The following is an 18,222-nucleotide window of genomic DNA, read 5'->3' as shown; positions in this document are numbered from 1 at the left end:
TCTATTTTATATTCTAAACTGAAACCCATTTTATATACTTTTTATATTTTTTAAATCATTTGTTTTTAAAACCTCGCTGAGATTTTGTTCAGCAAAGATAATATCGAAAAAATCAATTCTCCAAATTTATTTTTAACATAATTTTCTGATTATCAATAATTTAAATCCTACTTTTAAGCAAAGAAATTCCTGTCCGCTTATTTGTGCAGATTTCCATTTTATTTTAATTAATTGTCATTCATCCAATTACTCTCCAAGATTATTTTTTGTTATCTGGGTTAATCAACAAAGATTCTTTCATGTATTTTTTTTTAATATTTTTAATTTATACGTTAATTCTTATACTATTTTATCAAATTGAGCAATCCTAAAACTTTTAGGAAAGAGCTTAAAACAAAAAAAGCGTCCCAAATAAAAGGACGCTTTCTCTATATCTTAATTTTCGAATTTGATATTGCTACTTGCTTTTCTCTTCGAAAAAATACATACTGCATCCATAATTTTTCACCAAGGCAAATCCTGCCAGGCAATCATTATTTTCTGCTTTAAATAAACTAGTACGCATTTCTTTTGCTTTTATTTGAGGTACAAATGTAGTAATTTATTTCTTAATTTAACATTTTTTGTTAAAAAAGTTAAAAATATCACAATTTAAAAACTTCATTTTAAGCATAGGTTTTATCAATCTGACTCAAAATAGTTGGGTCTTGAATTTCATCATCTTTAGCAAACAATAAAACTTTAGACATCACCTCAGCCGATTTCGGATCATCATCTGCAAATGGCAGGAACAAACGTCCTCTATGCTGTGAATGAATCGGAAGAACCGATAAATATCTTCCTGGAACCTGATGCACAATTGCACTTCCTAAATGAACGCTGTATTCTGCCATCTTTCCTTTAATGATTGCGTGATTTCCTGTAATCTCCACATTTTTGATTTTAAACAATCTCAAAGTTTCTCTCAATAAAACTGCTCGCATTTCGATAGAAGAATGGCTCGCTTCTGGATCGACACCACCAACGTGCGCCACGCTTACCACCAAATCGATATCACGCATCACTTCTGAGAAAATCCTCGGATTTACATCTTCAAAAGCAATGTTTTTATAATCTTTTAAAGAGTGAAATTCAATGGTTTCTAAAGTTGGACTTTCAACATCTGCTGGTGAGAACCAATCGGCCATAGCATACATTTTTACCTGATAGCCTTCTTTATGGAAAACTTTCTGCAATCCTTCTTCGTAATCTACCTTCCAGCCTCTTGTTTTCAATAAAGCCAAAGTTTGCGTTGGCTGAACTTGATGTCCTGCGTAACGTCTAGAAATTGATTTTTCTTTCAACTCATCTGGAGTTGGAACATACAATTCTCTGAAAATCTGTTTAAATGGTTGCTGTACTTTATTGTCAAAACAATAGGATTGAAAATCGGTCCAAACTCCATTTTTATGCAGATCAAAACAATGTGCAATTCTAAAAGTCTGATTTTCATTTAACGAAATCATTTCTCCTTGAGCCGAAATCAGGTTTCCGTCCACGTAAAAACCAATCTGATTGTCATTAGAAATAAAAACTAATTTTTCTAAATGTTTGGAAATAATCGGATGCTCGAAAAGATTCTGCATTTCTGCAAATAAAAACTCATCACCGCGAATCATACTTTCCTCGAGTCCTTTTCTTGAACGCGTCCATTGCTCGCGCATCGTTTTTCTATAAGCGGTTAACTCCAGAATGCCTTTGTCTTTTTTGTATTTTGCCGGAATCGCTTTTATCTCCTTATCCCCTTTAAAAGTAACCAGATCGGCTTTTCCTTCTTTATTAATTACCAGACTAACGGTTACATCGTCTAGTTTTACTTCTGTTTCTTTAGACAAAATATTCTGAATTTGCTTCGTTTCCATCGCCCAAGTCAAACGAACGGGATCTGGATATCCAGCATTTCTAGCTAAGTTTTCTAAAGCGACACGAATCGCCAAAGCCTCGCTCGCCTGCTTCATCGAACCAAACTCTTTACTTTCTTTTTTAAACTGCTGTAGATATTCGTAACGCGCCAAAATATCTTTTTCCGGACTTGTTTTGCTTAACGTAACCAAACCGTAAACTCTTAAATAATCCTGATCGCGTTTGTCTTTTACTTTTGCGGTTACTTCTCTAATTTTCAAATCGCCCGTAATTGTATCTGCGTATAAGCGCGCGCGTCTGTGTCCGTTTCCGTCACTTACATATTTGGCCGATTCGTATAAAAGTTCCCATTTGGCTTTTCCAAGTTTTTTGTAAGCCGATAAAAACCAATCTTTGTCGACCGCTCCATCTTTAAAATCCTGTAAATCGATAGACGAGAATTTCGCCATTTCGCTTTCCAATTCTGAGTTTACCGCGCTATACGTTGCCGTTTTAGTGTGCGCATGAAACCACCAGATTCCATCATCCAATCCGTTCCAGTCCAAATACGTGCTAATCAACTTTTGCCATTGCGGCGCATAAATCGCTGTCTGAATCAACTTGGCTTCAGAGATTTTGGCATTTTTCACTAAAGCATTAAAAACTTCCTGCGTGTCTGTCTCGAGCGGATAACATTTTTTTAGCAAGAAACTAAACAGCTTTTGTTTCGTCAATTCGGTATAACTCCACGAATAAATATAGCCTTTGTACAAACTTGCTTTTCCAAGTGCAACAATGATTTCTACAAGTCGGTTAGCGCCATAAATAATTTGAAAACTCTGTACGAAAGACGTTACCGAAGTATTTGAATCGCCTCGTTTGATTTCGATATCCAAAAAGGTTTCACGGATTTTAGTAATCATTGCAGCTAAAAATGGGAATTTGTCCAGTAATTCCATGCTTCCATTATGTCTGTAATAACTTCTTCCGCCTGTTAAAGCCGAAATTCTTTCGGGTTCTAAAATACCTTCATACAATTCTCCTTCGGTAATTAAATTTTGTTCGAAAGCAACACAATACGAATGAATTGGCGGTTTGTTAAACGAAATGTTTTTCTCCAGACCGTTTAATTGTCTCCAACGGTACAGATTCCAAACCTTGGCATTTTGTTCAGCTGTTAGATCTAGTAAAGTGATTTTATTCAGATAAATATCAAAAAAGCCCTGATCCTGCCAGCCATTACCGTGATTTGAACTATAATAATATTCATCTTTTCCTGGCTTGTATTCAAATTCTAATATCGATTGCGGAAGATTCGCATACAAAGTACTGCAGGCATCGATAAGGAAATCGTTTTTTTCTGGAAACGAATACTTCAATTGCAAAGCATTCAGAATGTTTAAGATAGCATTATCCCAATCGTAACCTCTTTTGTTTTGGTGCGGCAATAATTCTTTATAGTAGAAAACATATTCTTCGAGAAAATCTCTCCAAATTTTTCGGTCGCAATTGCTTACCAAAGTCATCAGAAACAAATCTCTTTCTGCTAAACCTGAATTTTTAAACCAGTTTTCCCAAACTTCATACAGCGGATAATTTACCGCTGCTGCTTCAGTATCTTTTTCGTCTTTTAGATTTTTTAAGGTTCTAAAAGTGTTGCCAAGCAAAACGGTCGATTTACTATTATCGTAATTCTCGATTTCGTATTCGTAATTTCTATTTTCTTCATACATCTGATAAAGCTTTGCAATCTCCGTTTTAATATGAGAAATGGGTTTAGAAAAACCATATTTTTCTGCTTTTACCGATTTAGCATACAGCGAATCCGTTTCTAGTTTTGGAAGTTGATAAGCCGAAACTGTATTTGGAGTATAAAAACCATAACCATTTTCCTCGCTTAGTATATTTTTCTTTTGCGAAGGTTCTAACTGCTCAATAAATTTGGTTTCTTTTTCGGTAATTTTTGGTCTTTTCTGATAATCCTGAACCCAGTCGTTTACTTTATCTGTCAGTTTGTTGTTTTTCTGAAGCTGAAGCATAACGTCTAACATAGACATACGCTGTTCTAAATCTCCTTTTTCTATAGTCTGATCGACAAAATTGGTGATTTTCGCCTCTTCTTGTTTTACTAAAATTGCGGTTAGATTTTTCTTTAAATTGGAATTCTTACGTTTATACAATTCCTGAAAAACAGCCAATTCGTTTTCAGTTAAACTCATATTTTCTAAAACACAAATCGCCGAAGCTACTAGAGATTCTCCTCTGTCTTTTAAAATTCGTAAAGCAAAATTTCGCTGAAAATCAGTTGGAACTTTATCCTGAGTTTTCTGCTGGTTGGAACTGTAAAATGAATACTGATAAAAACCGCCTAATAAATTTCGAGTCAATTTTTCTCTTAAGTTGATAGAAAATCCTTCAAAATGTTCTAAAACAGCTTCCAATCTTTCGTTGTTATCACCAACCAGATTTATTGCTGCTGCGAAAAGCGTATCGCGTTCAAACTTGATGTTGAGCCACGAAAATACTTTTCCTTCAAAAGTTTTTTCCTTTTCGGTTATTTTTTGAGCAAGGTCAAATACTTTATTAAAGAAGTTCGGATAATCGGCATTTTCTATATAAAATTTAGATCTGGCATTGGCTTCCAGCAGCATATTCATTCTTGGAACAGCAAAAGCCAAAACCTGAAGATTTTCGTCGTCTAAAGCTTTAAAATACAAAGGCATTTCGATATACGGATCGTTGGTTTCTCCCGCAAATTTCAGCGCCAGCGATTTCTTTTCGACCGAACCTTTTTCTAATAATTCATGCAGATATGGAACCGTTTTCTCGACGTCTAAAACACCCTGAACCCAAAGCGCCATATAAACTTCATTGTTGTTTTTGCTTTTAACGCCAGTCGAAATCGTTTCTGGATTTGAAAAATAACCCGAAGCCAACTCGATTATGTTTCGAACGGTTGTTTCTTTTTCCGATTCCCAGCCTAAACCTGTCCACGTATCGATTGCTCTTACGACAGATGAAAAACGCGTTAGTTTATTATCGATAATTACGCGAATCATGTATTGCAAAGCGCCAATACTCGTTTCGTCCAACGCTTCTAAAACCGTCTGGCGCAAACCTTCCTGACGCTGAGCAGCCAAAAGCAATTTTTCGACCAATTCCCAGCTTTCTTGTTTTTCGCTGTTTAAAAGCGCTTTAATGATATTTCTGGATACTTTTCCGTGTGTATCTTTATTGAAAATAATGTCTTCAAACAATTGAAAAAGACCTTTCTTGCCCGAATCAATCGCCGACGACCATACCATAAACTGATTCAGTGGATTCGAAATCTCAGTATCATAACGAATCTGGTCTTCGATGCTTAAATCATAATAAAAAGTCGTGCTGTCCTGATAATTGTATTTGTACGGTCCGTTGAGCAGCGAACGCAGAAAATTAATCTGATTAACAAGCAAATAACTCTTATGATTCGGTGCTCTAAAAGATCGTCTCGCATAACCGTGCTGATACATTTTTTGAGGCAGTCTGTTCCAAGCTTCTTTTACGTACGCCGCGTTTTCTTCGCCAAAGAAATAAACCAGCAGATCGTAATAATTTTTATCGTCCCACATATTATCTTTGACCAAAGTGGCAAAGCTTTCGGCTTGTGTAGAACCCAGCGAAATATAATTGCTGTAATAATTGTCTTCTAACTTTAAAAGTGCCAAACCAAACTCGGCCACTTCTTTTTTCAGTTTTGTGCCAGAAAACAATTTCGAAAGCAGATTGCTATTTACAATTTCTTCCAGTTCTTTTTTAAATCTCTTAATCGGATTTTCGATTACTTTACTTTTTAAAAGATCTTCTATTGTCATGGGAATTATTTTAGATTGTTGATTTTAGATTTTAGATTATTTTGATGACACTCAATTTTTTGATTTGACATTGCAATTGATTTTTGATATTGTCATTGCAATTGGAATTTGGGATTTAAAAATTGGAATTTAATCACCAGTAACTCCCCGCCAGAAAAGTCAGTCTGATAAACATGAGGTTTTTATTTTGAGATAAATCGATTTCCTCTGAAAGCGTTTCCAGCTGATCGTCTCCGTAGAAAACGGCATATAGACCATCTTCAAACGCTACGATGGCATTTTCTTGCGCTTTCGCTAAATCGACTTGGTTGTGATTGTAAATCGCACCGAAACCAACTTTTCCGGTATCGGTAAGAATGGGAAGGTAATTTTCTTTGGGAAGATGGATTTTGTCTTCGTCTTCAAACTCAAACGAAGAAGAACGGAACAATTGTACCTGATGATCTACTATCGATTCTATGAGTTTTTGTGTAGTAATGACAGGATTTTCTATGGCCAAAGCGATACTTTTTTCCTGAAGCAACGGATGTTTTTTTCCTAATTGTTTAACTGAGATGCTTATATTCATCTTTACGGCTTTTATTTTGAAGCTGTAAAATAAGAATTTTACATCAATTTTCGCTTAAACGAATGTGTATTAAATGTTAAAAAATCTTATGAAATAAAAGTATAATTTGAAGACAAAAAAATACCCCGCAAATTGGTAGTTGCGGGGTTTGGGTTTTTATTGGTTGAGATTTATTAGATATTTGTTTCAGTCCTCCTCTTAAATTCTATTTTTCATATTAATTGATTTTCCAGACAAACCAAATCTATCATATTTGTATCGAATAAATTTGGAATATCTATCTTCATGTGTTGAAAGAATTAATTGCTGATCATTAAAATTGTACTTAAGCAATTCTACTAATGAATGAGTATTAATTTCATCCAAAGTCTGTAATGGGTCATCAATTAAAATCGTACCAAGTTTTGATTGATTGAAAACTTTATTCAAAACTAACATTAGAGATATAACAGTTGCAGACAATTGACCAGAACTTAACAAATATGCAACTTCTTGATCTTTGCATGTTGGTCTTATGTAAACCTGTTTTTGCTTTCCAGTTTCAAATTCAATAGAAAGTCCAGAACCTAAACTATGATTTTGCAAAATCTTCCCAGTATATATGTGAAAAGGAATACTGATTTTATTGATAATTTCTTCTGTGTAATCTTTTATTTTCTGATCATAAACTTTTATGATACTATTTAGTTTATCTTCAACAACTTTAAGTCTACTATATTTTTCTTTAAAATTCTGCAATTCAGAATCAATAGCTTTTAAATATTGTATTTCAATATATTTCTTTTTGTCAAGTATGTCCTGCTCAGTTAATTGTTCCAAAAGCTCGAAAGATTTATTGAAATAATTTTCAAAATCTGATAGTATTGAATTAATGTCTATTTGTTCAGAAATTTTTGGCTTATAATCATTTGTAAAGTCATAAACTTTTTTTGTAATTTCATTGATATTCTCTATTACTCTATTATTTACAAGACTAATTAATTCATCTCGTTTACGTGATTCAAATAATTCTAAAAAATGATCAAATCTACTTTTCAAATTTTGAAATTTCTCTTTTAGTTCCAGAAATTTACCATTTTCTATTAACTTTTTATTTTCTTCATCAAAAGAATCAATCTCTTTTCTTAAAAAATCTTTAATGGGATTTAAATATTCATTAATTAATAATTCTTTTTGTTCTTCAAAACTCTTATTGTTTACTAAATAATCGCTAAATATTTTTTTTTCTGTAGCATTTATTTGCTCTATTAATTTTTCATTATTTTTCCAATCAAAGCCACAAGTTGGACATTCTCCATCACTTAAATTAATATGGTCTTTATGTTGATTATTAAAATCAATTAGATCTTGTCTTCTATCTTTAAAATTTGATAAAATATTATTTTGTAAAGATAAACTTTCTTGTAGGCTTTTAACCAATCTAGTTTTTACATCAAATGCATTTATATCGATTTTTAAGTTTTCTTTTTCCTGTAAAAACTCTTTAAAAGATTCATCGCTTAAATCTGAAAAACTTTGTTTTTCTATATCTTCGATTTTCGATTTATTATTCCTAATTTTTCTATCATTACTATTTCTCAAAGAATATTCATTTTCTAAAAATTGGAAATTTTCTAAACTCCAATAATTGTTTGAAAATTCTTCTGCAAATGCTAAGTTGGAAAAATTATTTAATTTACTTACTAATTCGATATCCTTTAATATAGATTTATTTTCTAAAAGAGACTTTATTTTTTCTATTTCAATTAAATATGAAATATTGACATTTAGAACAGTATTTTTAATCTCACTTTTATCCCACTCAAAATCTTTATCTGTAATTAAGTGTTTATAACTTAATGTTGAATCAATACTTGAAAAATCAGTATTTGATCTTTCTATTTCATCAATTCTTTCTTTATGCTGTTTTTTTCTCTTAAGAATTTCAGTACTACAAAATTTTATTTTCGCTAATTCATTTCTTTCCTCTTCACCACCTAATAGTGAAACAAGAAAAGAATCATACCTATCTTTAGGATCTTTTTTTAGAAAGTAAGTGTTTTCATCTTGTTCTACATAATTTAAAACCGAATAAAGTTTATATAAATCTGAAAAATCTAAAGTTTGTTCTAAATCTTCATAAGTAGAAATTCTATTATTTATAAGAAGTGTGGATTCATTAAAGATTTGACTTATATTATTCAACTTAGATTTGCCAATACTTTTAGGAAAAATCCTTTTTATGGAATGTTCTATCTCACTTCCATCATTAACTATTAATTCTAACTCCACCTCTAAATCATTAGACTTATGTATTGGACTATCCAAAAAGGTATATCTGGCATCTAAGTTAACATCTCTAAATCTTCGTGGCTTTCCAGTAAATAATATTTCTATCGCCTCAAAAACAGTAGTTTTCCCATATCCATTTGGTCCATCAAAAACAATTAAATTATTAGAATCAAAACTAAATTCAATTTTATCAATACACTTAAAATTTTTAATTTTTAATTGACTAATTTTAAATCTATTCTCTTGTTTCATTTTCAAACAAATTATTATTTAACAAAAAATCTTCTACGTCTTGATTTTGGTTGAAATCACTTAAAATATTTTCAACAAATATCTTTTCCGAATCATTCAATTCCGAATTAATCTCATTTTTAATATTTTTTAATTGTTGATTATCATTTAAAGGAATATAGTTTAGAAAAGGAATCTTTATAAATAAACTCATTAAAAGCTTATACCATGTTTCGTTTTTATTATTTAATAAACTACTATTCTCTATCGCAATTCTATTTAATTCAATAATTGCATTGCTTGATTTAATCTTCTCTTTTAAATTATTAACATCATTATTATTATATGGTAATATATATTTTTTAGCGATTCGATAATTCTCTTCAATTTTATGCAACTCTTTTAAAATTAAATCTGTTTCTTCTTCAAGGTTTAGAATTAAAATAAATGAAAGATTATAATCTAAATTAACAGCCTCAAACTCTTTCAAATGTTTTTTTCTAATATCTTCTTCAATAACGGCATTTACTAAAAATTCCAATTTAAAATCACTGTCTTCATTCAAAATCTTTAGCTCATCATAACTCATAAATAATAAAACATAATAATCTTCCTTTCCATCGTCAAAAAAAGTAAAGTACGTTTTATAATCATATTGAATTTCATGAAGCATCATTTTATTTTCAATCAAAATTTCTTTAATAATTTCATCCATTGTTTATTTCTCTTATTGAATTTACAACGCTTTTAAATTCGAATTCAAAGCTTTTATCTGTTATATCTAATCCTTTCTCTACTTCAAAATTTGGTTGCATAATATTTCTTAAAACATCTTTTACTTGCTCTTTTTCTAAATTTAAACTATGAGTAACAATCGTATTTATTTTGTTTAAATTATTATTTTCAATATTGGTACAATATTCATAAAGAGTTTTTTTATGTGGAGTTCTAGAATTTTCATCAATATTAATATTAACTAAACTAAGCTGATAGTTATTTTCATTATGTTTATAAGTTAAATCTGCAAATAAGGGATCTTTATCTATATTCTCAAAACATTTAATTATTATCCCTCTAATGTCATTATCAGAAAAATAACTAATAATATTTTCTACCTTAATATCCTTTTCCAAAAGTTTATGAGCATTTATCCTATCTTTAATTAATATCTTAATATCATCAGAAGGCAAAACATTAATTTGCTCTAAATAATTAATTAGCTTTTCTTTAAGCCTAACTTCTTCTTCATCATTTTCATCATATTGTTCAATATATTCCCTAATTACTTTAAAAAATTTCTTTATAATTGAAATCCATGCTATTTCTTCATTAAAAGCTAAATCAGAGTTTAAAATCCATTCTCGTATTTCATTAAGCGAAAAAGATTTAACAATTTTTGTTCTATGTCTCTCTTTTATTGCAGAGCATATTTTATAACAACAATAATTTCTCTTTAACTCAACATCAGAGTTGTGCAACTCAGGACGAAGTTTTTTTATGGCATCATCAATTTTTGTAGTTATATTATCAAGAGTATAAAATCCACACAGTACATTTGTAGCGAGTCTCGGTTCTTCTTTTGTTACTTTAAATTTATTTATCTCAATGCCACTTTTATGTAGATATAGAAAATTTCGTTCAGCATTATCAGGAAATCTAGCCATCATATCATCCCATGCCTTTGAATATTTAGTGTAATTATGTGCTCCGTACGCTTTAACTTGAAACGCCTCCCAAACGTTTGTTGTTAAAGAAAAATCCTCATCCTCTTCTAATTTTAAGCAATAAGAATGTGGTATAATATCACCTGTTAATTTATTAATTTCTTCAAGGGCTTTACATAAAGCTACTTCACCTTGAAATATATAACCCGACCAACTTGGCGTAGCATCTGTACTCATATTATATTTTTAATTTGCGAATAAAACCAAACTTTCATTTCCAGATCTACTAAAATCTTTCATAACAAATATCAATAAAAATCTTACTGTCATTTTACGGTTTTCCATAATCTCGGTAATTTTATTTTTTTCAAATATATACAAACAAAAAGCCTTCAAACCAAGTACAAACCCCTGATTTGAAAGCCAACATTTTTTTGCCACAAAGGCGTTACGTTTTTTTGTTTAAGCAGGATTTTTGTCATTTCGACCGAAGGAAGGATTTCCGTGAGTAGCTCGACAAAGATTGGACATACGTTGTGGAGTTTCTTGCGGAGATCCTTCCTTCGTCAGGATGACAAACAGTACGATATAATCTTATTTAAAATAAACTTTGTACTAATTAATCGCGCAAAGGCGCAGAGACGCAAAGTTTTTTTGCCACAAATTGCACAAATTTTCGCTAATTTTTTTGCCACAGATTAAAAGGATTAAAATGATTTTCTTAATTTGCTTAATCTGCTCAATCTGCGGGAGAAAAACTTTGCGCCTTGGCGACTTCGCGTGATTTTATATTTATTCACTTTGCGTGAGACGCACTGCAGTGCGCCTCTACATTGCAACATTATCACAACAGACTGAACACTAAAAAACTGACTACTGACCACTAATCCTCACGGCTTCCATCATCTGCCATTCTCACTAATTTTGGCGTAAACTTGGCGACAACATCAACTAAATCCTGTTGGGCTTCCATGACCATGTTGATATCTTTATACGCCATTGGAGCTTCGTCAAGACCAGCGCCTATTAAGGTAACACCATGATCTTTCAGAATCGATTTCATTTCGGTTTGTGTAATGTTTTTAATCGCCTGAGTTCTGCTCATTTGTCTTCCTGCTCCATGCGAAGCAGAATTAATGGCGTTCTCCTCGCCTTTTCCTCTCACCAAAAATCCCGGTGCGGTCATACTTCCCGGAATGATTCCCATAACACCTTTTCCGGCTGGAGTGGCTCCCTTTCTATGTACGATCACTTCTTCGTCGTTCCAGATTTCTTTCCAGGCAAAATTATGGTGGTTTTCTACTTTGGCTAAGATTGTCGCTCCCAACGCACGTTCCATTTTGTTATGGATAATCTCGTGACAAGCCGAAGCGTAATCGCCCGCCAGATTCATCGCCATCCAATATTCCTGACCCAATTGTGAGTTCATATCCAAATAAGCCAAATTTCTCGCCACTTCTGGAAGTTTACATTCGTCTTTGGCAATTTTAGTATAATGCCCCGCAATCGTTGCGCCCATTCCGCGTGAACCAGAATGCGTTAACAAAGCCACATATTTACCTTTTGGAATATTCAAAACGGCATCGTCTTTCGCAAATTCCATGATTCCGAATTCAACGAAATGGTTTCCACCACCCGAAGATCCTAATTGCGACCAGGCTTTATCTTTCAAGTTCTTCACAAACGGATTCATATTAAAAGTCTCGTTCTCCAAAACCGCATGATCTGATTTGTACTGACCGTGAAATCCATGACCGGCTCCAAAAATAGAATTGGCAATTAATTCTTTTTTAAATTTAGCTTCGTTTTCAAAGTAAAAATCTTCTGGAATATCGTAAACCGACAAAGCCATTCTACACCCAATATCAACCCCAACGCCATACGGAATAATAGCATTTTTAGTGGCTAAAACGCCGCCTATCGGTAATCCGTAACCTTGGTGAGCGTCTGGCATTAAAGCGCCCGCAACGGTAACAGGAAGTTTCATGGCGATTTCCATTTGTTTTCTGGCGCCGTCTTCGATATGATCCAATCCGTAAGCAGAATACGCATTTGGATTTTGGTTTAAAGCAATAAAATCTTCTGGTTTTTCATTCGATTTTTCGATTAAAGCCACAGCGAGTTTGCTAAATACTTTATCGTCTATATAATTTTCTGGAGTTTCTAAGACGTTTTTATAATTCTCGATCATTTCTTCTCGAGTAAATCCGTTTCTTTTGCTGTTTATTTTTAAGGCAATCCCAATTATTTTTCCTTCAGGAAATCCTAATTCTAATATATCTGTACCGTTTATTTGTGTATTCATTGTTTTCTTTTTTAGTGACAAAGGGTCAAAGTTTCATAGTACCAAAGGTCTTTTACTGCTGCGCAGTTATTTTGCGTAGATTATTTATTTCTCGCAAAGTTTTTTGCCACAAATTGCACAAATTTTCGCTAATTTTTTTTTGCCACAGATTAGAAGGATTAAAATGATTTTTAAAATCTGTTTAATCTGCTAAATCTGCGAGAGAAAACTTTACGCCTTTTGCGAAATCCTACAATTCCACTAATTTTTTGCCACACATTAAAGGATTAAAATGATTAAAAAATCTGTTTAATCTGCTAAATCTGCGAGAGAAAAACTTTGCGCCTTTGCTCCCGATAGCTATCGGGATTGCGAGATTAAATTTCACCTCACTTTGCAGGAGACGCACAGCAGTGCGCCTCTACAAAACCTTTGGCACTTTGCAACTATGTCCCTTTGTCACTTCTAAATTAATCTATTAATAACTGTGTAACAAGAGCATCATTCATTGCCCATTGCGCATTATACACCTCATCAGCATTTTCGGTATCGATAATTGTTAAACCTTGAGCTTCCGCTTTAAGTTCTAATAAATTACCAATATTCAATTTGCTGTTCAATTTTGCCAATAACGCCTGAACTCCTTTGAAATCCAAACCACCTACGACCTGACCTCCGAAAGTCATCTCTAACCAAACGATTTCTCTTTTGGCTACATCCAACACTCCAAACACCAAACCTTTGGCAACATTCTGCGTTACACGAACTTGATGATCTACACACGACGGATCGTACGCAACACCTGTTCGCTCCGAGATTTTCATCGGATATTTGCTATTCATCCAACCTACGACCAAATTTGGTGTGATACTTCCGTTGCTGTACGCATTACAAGTAAAAGTTACAAATTTTGCCTTCGCTTTCGTTAATTCGTCGATGTTGATATTAATGTATTCAGCTGTTCCAATTTTATTCGGAATACTTCTGATATCACCGCTATGCTGACAACCTGTAGTCGTCAATCGGCTGAAAGAGCAAATATCTGAACGGTCTTCGTAAGCGATATGACAGCTCAAATCCATATCTAAATGTTGTGCAGACAAAGCTGCACCCCATTGCATAAACAATCGCACTTCGTTTCCTTCAACTGGAAAACGTGTTCCCATTAAAGCAACTGGCAAATCCTGAACAGTCTCACTTCTATCGCCAATTGAAACTGGCATATTGTACAATTGTGGATCGATATAAATCGTTTTATTTGGGTTTGAAACCGACGCAAATCGTTTTTTCATAGCCAAAATAGTCAATTCTTCTATTTGATTTTTCATTGTTGCCAACTGCGCATCATCGTACAACTTCAACAATTGATTTGATGCAATACGTTTGTTTGTTCCGCCCAAAGGTTTCACACTTCGCTGCATGTTTACATCAAAGTAATTTTGTGCATACATATTTAAAGTAAACACTAATCTTGCTGGAACTTTATCGATCACTTCTTCAAAATGCTTAATTGTTTCATCAGCTCCAAACCAAAGCATATTCGAAAATAACGAACGTGCAAATAATCCTGGGCGCTGTTTCAATAAAGCAAAAGTCTTATCGGCATCAAATTTTAATCTTGACGAATTCACTTTGCTTTGCCAAACATCGTACACTTGGTTGTAGAATACATCCATTAAAAAATTCAATTTCTCAAATCCTTTTCTTTTGCTGTATTCTGCCAAACGCAAAGCACGGATAAAACGAACCCACATTCCGCGTTTCGGATGCATGATTTCGCACATCGTTTCCACATCCATTTGCATGTTGTTTAACCAATTTGCCACCATCAAACATTCTTTTCGAGAATATTTAAGTTTCAAATCTTTTTGAGATGCAATTTTCGCTTGCGCGCTTGTATCCAAAACATTGTAAAAATGCTGATTGTTTTTAGACGCTCTTTTAATAATCGTTTTTGGTTCGATAATCTGCAATAAGCCCGTGTTTTTATACCACAAATAACGTAAGATATCTGTTGGAGTTTTCAAAAACTGAGATGCTAAATCTTCGTTGCCGTTTTCAATCAGCAGATCGATTACCAGCATTAAAGTTTCCTTCATGGCAATTTCAGTTTTCGGCAAAGCCAAATATTTCATTGTTATTTTTAAACTATCAACCTGAGTTGCGTCTAAAGCGGTTTTGGATTGCAATAAGGAAATATAGAAATCATTTAAGTCTTTCTCCTTCCATAATTCCAACACTTTTAGTTTACTTCCTTGACCGATATTTTCCAGTTTACCGAATTCAAACGGAGTTCCACAGAACGGACAGCCGTTGTATCTTTCTAAAGGAAAAGTATTATCTGGAATTATATGTCCGCATTGCAAAACTGTTCCGCCAGTCATTCTAAAAGTATTTCCAAAAAAAGTCAAAATATGATCTAAAATAGATTCACCCGTTGGCACATTCCATTCTTTAACCAATGGTGTCCAGTTTTTATCCGTTCCTAAAACTTCTCTTAAGACTTCTAAAACTTCAATTTTATATTTTGGGTTTACATTATTTAGCGCCTGCAATAACGATTCAGAAAACGTAAATCCCAATTTTGCAACATTAGCCGCTAAAACCGAAGTTGTTCCTGATAAATTTTTGCTATCATTCACAATCATTTCTGACGGAATGAAAATGGCATTTTGACGTAAACTGATTTTTAATAATTCTTGTGTTTTCATTTTTTTTTTAATTTTTAAAATTTAGATAATTGCGTTTCTGATTTCTACCTAAAAGAGTTTTGAAGTAAGAAACACTTGACCTGAAATTTGAAGGTAATGGACTAACTAACTAAAATGGAGCGGGCGACCGCGAAAGAAGTAAGTTAATCTTGACCTTCGTTTTAGTGAAGCAGATGGGATTCGAACCCACGACATGGACATTAGAAGTGTACGAAGTAAGTTTGGATTGACCTTGAAGGATAATTTCAAAACTACCTGCTCTACCGCTGAGCTACTGCTTCAATTTATATAAAGAGATAATCGCATAAGTATAAATCGTGGAAAGGTTTCTAGAAGTAACTTAAACTTGACCTGCTTTATTTAATTTTTTTTTCTATGAACGTTTGTTTTATTTCTTGAACAAATATTCCAAAACTACTGCGCAGTTATTTTGCGCAGTTAAATTTTGTTTTTCATTTTTAAGAAATACTGTTTGTTTTTATTTCTTGAGCAAAGATTTCAAAACTACTACGCAATTATTTTGCGCAGTAAAAAAAGAATTTTAAATTTGAGTAAAAACAATTGATATCAAAAGCGGATAAGTCCCAGAGGGACGGCATATCTATAGTTTTTTTTATAATGTAACAGAAAGAGCCCCAGCGGGGTGAAATATTTATTTTAAAATATAAAAACGGAAATGTCACTCCGCTGGAGCTTTTAATCCTGTCGCGAAAAATTGGCTATAAATATTACGCTCTTCCAGAGCTTCTCATTCGATTTAAATAAAAAGACAGTATGAATTTAAATAAAATCTATTCCGAACTACTTTCCGTTATTGGCTTTTCAGAAAATGAAATTCAGCAGAATTGGTTGGACTTAGAAAAGGCATATTCCAAAAAATCAAGACATTATCATAATCTGAAGCATCTAGAGGAAATGATTGCCAGTTTTGAAATCTATTCTGATAAACTTCAAAATCCGAACGAAATATTATTTTCTATTTTTTATCATGATTTTGTGTATTCGGCTTCGAAAAAAGATAACGAACTCAAAAGTGCTGAATATGCTTTGTTAGTGTTGGGTGAAAAAAGCGACCTTAATAAACAATTAGTTTTTGATGCTATTTGTGCTACACAAAATCACACGCATAACACAAACGATGACATTAATTGGTTAATTGACTTTGATTTGAAAATTCTCGCCAAAGACTGGGAAGAGTATAAAACTTATTTTGAACAAATCAGGAAAGAATATCGCATTTATCCTGATTTTCTATACAAACCTGGACGCGCAAAAGCTTTGAAACATTTTCTTGAATACGATTTTATTTTTCAAACGGAGGAATTTAGAAGTTTATATGAAGAGAAAGCGAGAAGAAATATTGAAAAAGAAATAAGCTATTTAGAAAGTAAAAAATAATCGCGCAAAGTCGCTAAGGCGCAAAGTTTTTTTGTCTCCCGCAGATTTTGCAGATTGAGCCGATTATTTTAAAAATAAAGAATCAAGATTATCTGCTTAATCTGCAAAATCTGCGGGAAAACAAATTTTAAAAAAACTTTGCGCCTTAGCGCCTTTGTGGCAAACAAAAAAAACATGTCACAAAACAAAAACGCCTTAATCCGCTACAAAACCATCGACAAATGCCTCCAGAATAAATACAGACAATGGACATTAGAAGATTTAATCGAATGCTGTTCTCAGGCTTTAGAAGAATATGAAGGAAGGCAGATTCCGATTAGCAAACGAACCATTCAGATGGATATTCAGATGATGCGCAGTGAAAAACTCGGTTACAATGCGCCAATCGTGGTTTACGATAAAAAGTATTATAAATATGATGATGAAGATTTTTCAATAACCGATATTCCGCTGACGGAAACCGATATGAATGTTTTGACTGAAACGGTTTCGATGCTGAAACAGTTTAAAGATTTTTCTTTATTTAGCGATGTATCAGACATTTTACAGCGTTTGGAGGATAAAATCTATTCGGAGAAATCGCATACCAAACCTGTTATCTATCTGGATAAAAATGAAAATCTAAAAGGACTTCATTATCTGGACGAAATTTATCAGGCGATTATCAAAAAAATGGTTCTGATTATTACTTATAAATCTTTTAAATCTAGAGAAGAAACAAAATTTCATTTTCATCCTTTTATATTAAAGGAATTCAACAACCGCTGGTTTTTAGTTGGAAAGAAAAAAGCATCTCAACCGATTACCAATTTGGCTTTGGACAGAATCGTTTCTATAGATTATGATTTTAACCTTCCTTATATAGAAGAAAATTTTGATGCTGATATTTATTATAAAGATGTTATAGGTGTAACTGTAAATTCTGGTTTACAGCCCAGACGCATCGAACTTTGGATTGATGCTGCGAACGCTCCTTATGTACTCACGAAACCATTACATTCTTCACAGCGATTAATTAAAGAAAATGAGGATAAAAGTATTATTGTACACGTTTTTCTACTTCCTAATTACGAAATGGAAAGATTGTTATTAGGTTTTGGAGATTCGATTGAAATTTTACGTCCAGAGTATTTACGAAATCGTATGAGAAAGATTCTTCAAAGTGCAATTTCGAGATATGAAGCGGGATTAAATTCCAATTCTGAAATTCCAAATTCCAATTCTGAAACTTTTAAATAAATTCAAATAACGTAATTCCAAATTTCAATATCATGTTATTTAAAGGTAGCAGATTGGAATTTGGATTTTTTTCTATTGGAATTTAAATTTTCACTATATTTCAAAATAAATAAACCACAAA

The 18,222-nt window shown here is 32.7% G+C and carries 9 protein-coding genes and 1 tRNA gene; 2 read left to right on the top strand and 8 right to left on the bottom strand.

Annotation, left to right across the window (positions count from 1 at the left end):
• Positions 1 to 665 precede the first annotated feature (665 nt).
• The 8 genes from EG814_RS06785 to EG814_RS20965 all read right to left on the bottom strand — a co-directional run bounded on the left by EG814_RS06785 (position 666) and on the right by EG814_RS20965 (position 15,745).
• Positions 666 to 5,735, bottom strand: coding sequence for a DUF4132 domain-containing protein (locus tag EG814_RS06785; protein WP_125720216.1), 5,070 nt, complete (start codon positions 5,733 to 5,735; stop codon positions 666 to 668).
• Positions 5,736 to 5,868: 133 nt separating this feature from the next.
• On the bottom strand, positions 5,869 to 6,303 hold the full coding sequence (locus EG814_RS06780) for a hypothetical protein (protein ID WP_125720214.1): 435 nt from the start codon (positions 6,301 to 6,303) through the stop codon (positions 5,869 to 5,871).
• Positions 6,304 to 6,501: 198 nt separating this feature from the next.
• Complete coding sequence (locus tag EG814_RS06775; RefSeq protein WP_125720212.1) at positions 6,502 to 8,826, bottom strand: AAA family ATPase; 2,325 nt, start codon at positions 8,824 to 8,826, stop codon at positions 6,502 to 6,504.
• Positions 8,810 to 9,520: a hypothetical protein gene (locus EG814_RS06770; RefSeq protein ID WP_125720210.1), complete on the bottom strand. Its 711-nt coding sequence runs from the start codon at positions 9,518 to 9,520 to the stop codon at positions 8,810 to 8,812. The genes EG814_RS06775 and EG814_RS06770 overlap by 17 nt, the downstream gene beginning before the upstream one ends.
• Positions 9,513 to 10,706 carry an ABC-three component system protein gene (locus EG814_RS06765; protein WP_125720208.1) on the bottom strand — a complete coding sequence of 398 codons (1,194 nt, stop codon included), beginning with the start codon at positions 10,704 to 10,706 and terminating at the stop codon, positions 9,513 to 9,515. The genes EG814_RS06770 and EG814_RS06765 overlap by 8 nt, the downstream gene beginning before the upstream one ends.
• 646 nt (positions 10,707 to 11,352) lie before the next feature.
• A complete protein-coding gene (locus EG814_RS06760; RefSeq protein ID WP_125720206.1) occupies positions 11,353 to 12,774 on the bottom strand; it encodes an RtcB family protein in 1,422 nt (473 codons plus the stop codon).
• A gap of 449 nt (positions 12,775 to 13,223) precedes the next feature.
• Positions 13,224 to 15,464: a hypothetical protein gene (locus EG814_RS06755; RefSeq protein WP_125720204.1), complete on the bottom strand. Its 2,241-nt coding sequence runs from the start codon at positions 15,462 to 15,464 to the stop codon at positions 13,224 to 13,226.
• A gap of 165 nt (positions 15,465 to 15,629) precedes the next feature.
• A tRNA-OTHER gene (locus EG814_RS20965) sits at positions 15,630 to 15,745 on the bottom strand.
• Positions 15,746 to 16,238: 493 nt separating this feature from the next.
• On the opposite strand from EG814_RS20965, the gene EG814_RS06750 reads away from it, so the two are divergent.
• Positions 16,239 to 16,862, top strand: a complete 624-nt coding sequence (locus tag EG814_RS06750) for an HD domain-containing protein (protein WP_125720202.1) — start codon at positions 16,239 to 16,241, stop codon at positions 16,860 to 16,862.
• A gap of 174 nt (positions 16,863 to 17,036) precedes the next feature.
• Positions 17,037 to 18,101: a helix-turn-helix transcriptional regulator gene (locus EG814_RS06745; RefSeq protein ID WP_125720200.1), complete on the top strand. Its 1,065-nt coding sequence runs from the start codon at positions 17,037 to 17,039 to the stop codon at positions 18,099 to 18,101.
• Positions 18,102 to 18,222 lie beyond the last annotated feature (121 nt).

The sequence above is a fragment of the Flavobacterium ustbae genome, from assembly GCF_003946915.1.
Classification (GTDB): Bacteria; Bacteroidota; Bacteroidia; order Flavobacteriales; family Flavobacteriaceae; genus Flavobacterium; species Flavobacterium ustbae.
Note: the sequence above shows the minus strand (reverse complement) of the source record. Positions and strands in the feature narration are given on the sequence as shown.

Bases quoted from the DNA above. Each gene is read 5' to 3' on its own strand.
- EG814_RS06785 (WP_125720216.1), bottom strand. From the start codon at position 5,735: ATGACAATAGAAGATCTTTTAAAAAGTAAAGTAATCGAAAATCCGATT.
- EG814_RS06780 (WP_125720214.1), bottom strand. From the start codon at position 6,303: ATGAATATAAGCATCTCAGTTAAACAATTAGGAAAAAAACATCCGTTG.
- EG814_RS06775 (WP_125720212.1), bottom strand. From the start codon at position 8,826: ATGAAACAAGAGAATAGATTTAAAATTAGTCAATTAAAAATTAAAAAT.
- EG814_RS06770 (WP_125720210.1), bottom strand. From the start codon at position 9,520: ATGGATGAAATTATTAAAGAAATTTTGATTGAAAATAAAATGATGCTT.
- EG814_RS06765 (WP_125720208.1), bottom strand. From the start codon at position 10,706: ATGAGTACAGATGCTACGCCAAGTTGGTCGGGTTATATATTTCAAGGT.
- EG814_RS06760 (WP_125720206.1), bottom strand. From the start codon at position 12,774: ATGAATACACAAATAAACGGTACAGATATATTAGAATTAGGATTTCCT.
- EG814_RS06755 (WP_125720204.1), bottom strand. From the start codon at position 15,464: ATGAAAACACAAGAATTATTAAAAATCAGTTTACGTCAAAATGCCATT.
- EG814_RS06750 (WP_125720202.1), top strand. From the start codon at position 16,239: ATGAATTTAAATAAAATCTATTCCGAACTACTTTCCGTTATTGGCTTT.
- EG814_RS06745 (WP_125720200.1), top strand. From the start codon at position 17,037: ATGTCACAAAACAAAAACGCCTTAATCCGCTACAAAACCATCGACAAA.